Here is a 6552-nt window from a genome sequence, read left to right as displayed (position 1 = left end):
ACTGATCCTGATGAGCTTTATAAAGATTTAGGAATATGATTTATAATGTCCAATAAAATACATTGTTTGATAAAAAGGCTATATATAATTGAGCGACCTCGTAATTTGATACGGGGCCTTTTTTAGAACACATATTTGTCGATATTTGTCAAAACAAGACTGCCGTGGATATTACCAAAATGGAAGAAGAAAATGCTTTACCTCATGGTTGGGAGAACATGGCATATGATGCTTTTCTCATAGAACGGCGCAAACTGATGGCTGCCAAAATTAAGCAAGCAAAGCACAGGTATCCTCATCCCTGGTCAACAGGTCATCTCCTCCTCTTGTATCAGGCACATGATCACGGCAACCACCAGCACAACGATTTCGATATGAACAAATCTCACAACTAGGATATTACTACAGTCTTCAGCCTCCAGATTCTTTGCAAAAGAAATGCTATATACATACGATTAGGTATATAGTCCATAACAAGATTATTTTTCTATTTTGCTTTACCTACGGAATGATTATATAATGAAGAATATACTTAGCAAAATAAACATCTATGGTCTATAACTGAACAACCAGATTTTCCGGTTTACTATCTGGTTTGCAATAGCAAGCTACAATGGCTATGTCACTAATAATAAAATTTTTTAGAAGGATATAAAATGAATAAACTAAATAACTTAAGCGTCAATGGAGCAACCATATTGATGGCTGCATTGGTAATCGCCAGGGGAACATCCTTCATGTTCTCCAAGCTTCTTCTAACAGATATGGGGCCACTAAGCCTGTTAGGAATAAGATTTTTATTGGCTTTTATTATTATATTCACGATATTTTTCAGATATATAAATAAAGCTGTAAAAAAAGACTCAACTGTCATACGAATAAGTGTAATCTTGGGAGTAATTAATTTTTTGTGTATGGCATCAGAATTGATTGGCCTGCAATATACTACCTCCTCCACCTGTGCCTTTATTGAAAATTCAGCAATAGTAATTGTTCCTGTCATGGAAGCCTTTTTGCTTCGCAGAGCTCCTTCATGGCAGATTATTGTATGTAGCATTGTTACAATGGTTGGTATTGCACTGATTACCATTGGAAGTGGATTTGATGGTTTTGGCATAGGTGAATTTTTATGTGTAATTGCTGCCCTGACCTTTGCCATAGCGATTATTATCAATGGCCGAAGCTCCAGAGCACACGATTCTTTTACAATAGGCCTATTAAGCGTTGGCACAATGGGTTTTATGGCAATAACAGCTGCCCTTGTTTTTGAGTCCCCACATCTTCCGAATACTTCGGAACAATGGATGATGCTGATGATGCTTGTACTGGTATGCACCTGTCTGGGTTTTGTTCTTCAGCCGGTAGCGCAGAGTCGTATCAGTATTCAAATGGCAGGGGTAATGTTCGGACTAAATCCCCTTACCGCAGCTGTCCTTGGATGGATTTTTATGGGCGAAGCCTTAGGTACTGCTGGAGTAATTGGCGGTCTGCTGATTATAGTCGGTATAGTTGGCATCAGCTTACGAGGCAAAGCTTATAGTTAAGTATGCTGTTTTATTAGTTTCCCCAATAGCTCTGTATTCGTAAATTTCCGCTATTAAGGCTGACTAAGGATTTCACCCATTATATGTGTCCATACTGGGCACACCATGAAATAAAGCAGAGGCTAGCCACTTAAGGCTAACCTCTGCTTTATTCTTCGGGTTCCATTGTTGATTATTCTACACCAATGCATTCAGTATTTGGTTCCTTTGATATTCTCTATTCACTGTATAGGCGAATGACATTGATAAGCGGTTCTTCGTAGGGATGTATAGCTCTAATTGCCTGAATGGTTTGTTTCAATTTATCCTTTTCCACATTTACCTCAACCTTCAATTCATCCTCTTCACATATTACTCCTATTTCTCCTCTATAAGGATTAGCTCCATTCAGCGGTCTCCATAATCCTTTAACACGGGTATATGACATACAGGCATCATAATTCCCCATACACCCTGCTCCGGCCTTTTGTAGGGCAATCTGTAAATCTTTGAAATGGCTTTCAGGTATGTAGATTTCCAATTTAAACATCAATATCACCTACAGTCATTATAAGGCTAGTCAGCCCCTTCACAAACATCGCACCGTCATCTTCAGTCCGTTTGGCAGGCCCCTTAAGATGAACCTTCTTATTTGCTCTCCTAGCCCTTTTGGATATGTGCCTCTCCATCAGCAGTCTATCAATGTTTTCATTAGTGTACTGCCAACCGTTCTGATGGATTGCGTAAGCTTTTTTGCCCAATGCCAATGCTGCAACACCATAATCCTGGGTTACCACTATGTCTCCCTTACGGCAAAGGTTTATTAGAGCCAAATCAACTGCATCGGCCCCAGCCGCAATGATATCTACTTTACTGTATTCAGAAGTAAGCACATGGTTTGTATCACATAGAAGAACTACAGGTATCTTATATTTTTGAGCAATTTGTTCTGTCAGGCGGACCACCGGGCAGGCATCGGCGTCAACATAAATATTAGTCATTTCTACTCCACTCGTTCAAATCTATATTGTTGCTCAACCTCAGGATACTTCTTACGGTCCACTTCACTCATAAACATATCAAGCGGTCTTGCATAAATCCCTTCACTGCCATACATGGCCTGATACACCACAAACTGTTCATCAGTTTCGGTGTGCTGGGCAATCCTATTTTTTCACTGGGCCACGAGCTGCACCGTTACGCTATCGCGGTTTAATAAAGCAGTCAATTCCTGTTTTGACATGTCAATATGTCCCAGCCGCGTATAAGCCCAGGAATTGGAACCATAGAAAATAACCAGCTTATTCCCCGCATAGAGGACAATATCACCATATTGGGTGGTTATCTGGTTATCTGCGCTGACAATATTCTGACCGATAGCGCCCACCTGTTCAAAGCCGCCATAAGGTGACAGTTTGATGGTCAACGGCAAAAGTTTCTGCAATGCCGCCGTGGAAGCATTCTGTTCCCAGGTAACGGGAACAACTTTATCATCAATGATGAGTTTCATCGCTTGCTCCTTCTTGGGTTCTGCCACGGATTTATTTTCCTGTGGGACAGCCTTCTGCACCTTACTGCCAGTATCCACAGTAGTCTCCTGCGCACCTGTACAGCCGGATAGCAGTAGCAGCATCGACAACATAACTACACTTATGATTTTCCGATTTGGCATTGCCCTCTCTCCTTATGCCCATACAGCTGCAAGGCATTATTTTGCAAACTTCAAATATTCTTGCCAGCCTGTCGGGCTTTTTCCAGTGCGGCATTGCCAGCAATATCACCTGTGTCCGTCACACCGCCACAAAAAAGCGTCTCCCTCAATTCGGCCTTGTCAAAGCAGTCTACCCAGCCCTGCACGCCGACGCGGGTTCCGGCTACGGTATCTGCTTCATCCTCTGCCGCCGTAGCCAGCAGATAAACTTCACGGAAACGATAATCCGAGGGGAACAACGGATTTGCCCGGTCCAGCAAGGTCTTTAACTGGCCACACATACCATAATAATAGACCGGCGTTGCCAGAACGACCACATCCGCCTGACCGATTTTAGCCGTGATTGCATTGGCATCGTCGTTTATCACACACTGCATGGTCTTTTGGCAGGCCAAACAGCCTTTGCAGAAATTTATAGTCTTATCCCGCAGGGTAATCTGCTCCACCACATGTCCAGCCTCCCTGGCCCCTGCAGCAAAAGCCGTGGCCAAAGCCTCGGAATTGCTGTTTTTTCTAAGACTTGTAGATATGATTATTACGTTTTTGCTCATCATTCTCTCCTCCATACACATGTTCCCCCCTTACTCTAACACTTGAAGTGTACTCCAAGTCAATTACTAAGAAGCAGCCCTGCAAAGGTCTTACCATTCGCAGGGCTGCATCTTAGAATTACTTCAGATTTTTATCAAAGAAGGCAAACAGTTTATCAAAGGGAATCTTGTCCATCTGGTCATAGAGGTCTACATGGGTAGCACCAGGAACAACGATTTCTTCTTTCTCCCCTTTGATGGCGGCATAGACATTATCGGAGAAATATTTGGAATGTGCCTTATCGCCGGTAATCAGCATGACCGGTGTATTGCCCAGTTCATCAATGTTGCTCATGAGTTTGAAATCGAAGAAGCCATACGGCGTCACCGAATCCCAAGCCAGCTTGTTGGAATTGATTGCCCGCGGATGGAAGGCACGGCCTACATAGTAGCCAAAGAAATCCTGAATAACGGGATTAGCATCAGCAGGCAGTTTATCTGGGAACATGGTATCAAAGGTTTCCACATTGCCCTTGGAATCTACGCCCAATTCATGTGCACCACGGATGGCCTTGCCCGTTCTGGCCTCTTCATTACGCATCTTAGCCAGATGCTGTTTCACGATCTCCCGCTGTTCCGGCGTGTAGTAAGCACCATTATAATGGTCGCTGATACTTTCACTCATATCATACATAGCCGAGGTTGCCACGGCCTTGATACGGCTGTCACTGCCAGCAGCAGTGATGGTCATGCCGGCCAGACCGCAGATGCCCATAGCCCCCACCTGCTCCGAATTAACAAACTTCAGATTGGAAACGAAATCCACAGCGGCATGGTAGTCTTCCGTAAAGATTTCCGGGGAGCCCATATTGCGGCGGCTGCCACTGCTCTCACCGGTGGTGGAGGGATCAAAGGCTACGGCCACATAACCATGCTTGGCAAACTCCTGCGCATACAGACCGGAGGACTGCTCCTTCACCGCACCAAAAGGCCCGGTAATCACTACGGCCTTGTATTGCTTGCTGGCATCAAAGTCTTTCGGCAGATACAGATGACCGGCCACTTCAAAGCCAAAACGGTTTTCAAATTTCACATTCTTGGCTTCAATGGAGTTGTCAATCTTGAATACACGGGTGTCATTGTCCAGCTCGCTGATCGAAGAACGCTGCATCTGCGAAGCTGTTGCCAGTGCTTTAGCCGGTGTTGCTGCCATCGTCACATCACTCCCCATAATCCCAAAGGACATCATGCCTGCCACCAGAGCTGCCAAAACCATCTTCTTGTTTTTGCCAATTTTCTTCAACATTTCTATTCTCCTTTACTTCACTTACACCGTTTATCCTCTTGCTTGATTTCATTATAGCGATTCTGTTTTGTAATTACCAATACTTATAAAAAATATATTGCTATGCTTACCAAGCATAAAAATCAACATCTTCAATGTTCAGATTGAAGCATCAAGGGCGTATGCACCTGCATGCGATAACATTGTACCCAAAACATCAGCGCCGCCAACAGACAGAACAACAGACCACCCAGCACGACATATTGCGTGCCCCAAACATCAATAAAATGACCGCTGACCGTAGTTCCGAGTACACAGCCCATATTGGCCGCCGTCAAGAACATGCCATTAGCAAAGTCCGGCGCTTCCGGAGCGGCACTTGCCATCCAGTACTGATTGATATTGGCATTGATACCGCCCAAGATGCCCCAAATGACCACAATAAGCCCCATCAACGGCCAAACGCTACCGCCGCCCAACAGGGCAATATAGATTACGGCGACCGCCAGCGGAAAGATTTTGACCACAGTCAATGGACACACGGTCAGCAGATTTCCCGCCAGCATACTGCCCCCAATATTACAAAGACCATACACAAACAGCAAGATACTGACTAAGGCTGGTGCTACGCCGGAAACAACACCCAGATACTCTGCCAAATAATTAAATACGCCGAAAATCGAACCATTGAGGAAAATCACCGCTACGATAGATGCCCAGACCATCGGCTTTTTGAGTACAGCGAGCTGACTGCCGTAGCTCAGTCGTGCCTTTACCGGCATTGAGGGAATAAACCATAATGTCGCCAGCATAACCAGCAAAGTAGCTAAGGCAAAGAACGCCATAGATGCAGAAAGGCTGAACTGCTCGGCCAAAAAGTTGCTGATGGGCACGCCTGCAACCATACCGGCGGCCACGCCCATATTGATTTTCGCCACCATCTTCGGTTCCTCGCCTGTCCGCGCTAATCCTGCCGCCACGGTAAAGGCCATCGCGCAATAGACCGGATGGAAAAACGCCGGCAGCACCCGCACCGCCAAAAGCACATAGAAATTTTCGGCAAAGACGGCAATCGTGCTGCAAACGGTAAACAGCCCCAAAATAAAGACCATCACCCACTTGCGATTAAATTGGGACATAAAGAGCGGCATGGTCGGCCCTGCCACCGCTACCCCCAAGGCAAACAAGCTGATAAGCCAACCGGCCTGCACCACACTGACCTGATAGTATTCCGCGATATAGGGCAAAATCCCGATAAATCCCATTTCGGTATTGAGAATGCCAAATACACCCGTGGTCAGGATAAGCAGCATTACGCTTTTATTTCCATTCTGTTCCATTTCCACACCTTCCTTTTCTTCCATTATAGATTTATCTTCATGTAAATACCAATACTTATAGAAAATGCCTATCTATGCTTTACAGTAATAGATTTACAATCTATAATAAGTGTCTGCCAAATAATTAATAAATACTTCTGAATACCTATAAATACTAGCAATA

9 protein-coding genes are annotated in these 6552 nt (G+C 44.6%); 2 read left to right on the top strand and 7 right to left on the bottom strand.

Annotated features, from left to right (window positions below; translation table 11 throughout):
* Nucleotides 1-179: 179 nt before the first annotated feature.
* Both Q0Y54_RS10945 and Q0Y54_RS10940 read left to right on the top strand, forming a co-directional pair.
* Nucleotides 180-395, top strand: a complete 216-nt coding sequence (locus tag Q0Y54_RS10945; RefSeq protein ID WP_297967709.1) for a hypothetical protein — start codon at nt 180-182, stop codon at nt 393-395.
* Nucleotides 396-656: 261 nt separating this feature from the next.
* Nucleotides 657-1544 carry a DMT family transporter gene (locus tag Q0Y54_RS10940; protein WP_297967706.1) on the top strand — a complete coding sequence of 296 codons (888 nt, stop codon included), beginning with the start codon at nt 657-659 and terminating at the stop codon, nt 1542-1544.
* Nucleotides 1545-1761: 217 nt separating this feature from the next.
* On the opposite strand, the gene Q0Y54_RS10935 is transcribed toward Q0Y54_RS10940, so the two are convergent.
* The 7 genes from Q0Y54_RS10935 to Q0Y54_RS10905 form a co-directional block, all read right to left on the bottom strand.
* Nucleotides 1762-2073: a cytochrome C biogenesis protein gene (locus Q0Y54_RS10935; protein WP_297967703.1), complete on the bottom strand. Its 312-nt coding sequence runs from the start codon at nt 2071-2073 to the stop codon at nt 1762-1764.
* Nucleotides 2066-2524, bottom strand: a complete 459-nt coding sequence (locus Q0Y54_RS10930; protein WP_297967700.1) for a YaiI/YqxD family protein — start codon at nt 2522-2524, stop codon at nt 2066-2068. The genes Q0Y54_RS10935 and Q0Y54_RS10930 overlap by 8 nt, the downstream gene beginning before the upstream one ends.
* Nucleotides 2525-2526: 2 nt before the next feature.
* Entirely contained in the window at nt 2527-2688 is a 162-nt protein-coding gene (locus tag Q0Y54_RS10925; protein WP_297967712.1) for a DUF1653 domain-containing protein, read from the bottom strand.
* Nucleotides 2689-2697: 9 nt separating this feature from the next.
* Nucleotides 2698-3195: a cyclophilin-like fold protein gene (locus tag Q0Y54_RS10920; RefSeq protein WP_297967696.1), complete on the bottom strand. Its 498-nt coding sequence runs from the start codon at nt 3193-3195 to the stop codon at nt 2698-2700.
* A gap of 50 nt (nt 3196-3245) precedes the next feature.
* Nucleotides 3246-3800, bottom strand: coding sequence for a flavodoxin family protein (locus Q0Y54_RS10915; RefSeq protein WP_295161276.1), 555 nt, complete (start codon nt 3798-3800; stop codon nt 3246-3248).
* A 103-nt stretch (nt 3801-3903) separates the two neighbouring features.
* Nucleotides 3904-5070: an alpha/beta hydrolase gene (locus Q0Y54_RS10910; RefSeq protein WP_297967693.1), complete on the bottom strand. Its 1167-nt coding sequence runs from the start codon at nt 5068-5070 to the stop codon at nt 3904-3906.
* 131 nt (nt 5071-5201) lie between these two features.
* Nucleotides 5202-6413 (bottom strand): MFS transporter, encoded by a 1212-nt coding sequence (locus Q0Y54_RS10905; RefSeq protein ID WP_297967690.1) that lies wholly within the window; start codon nt 6411-6413, stop codon nt 5202-5204.
* Nucleotides 6414-6552 lie beyond the last annotated feature (139 nt).

The sequence above is a fragment of the uncultured Anaerovibrio sp. genome (assembly GCF_947302755.1).
Lineage (GTDB): Bacteria > Bacillota > Negativicutes > Selenomonadales > Selenomonadaceae > Anaerovibrio.
This window is presented reverse-complemented; position numbering and strand designations above follow the sequence as displayed.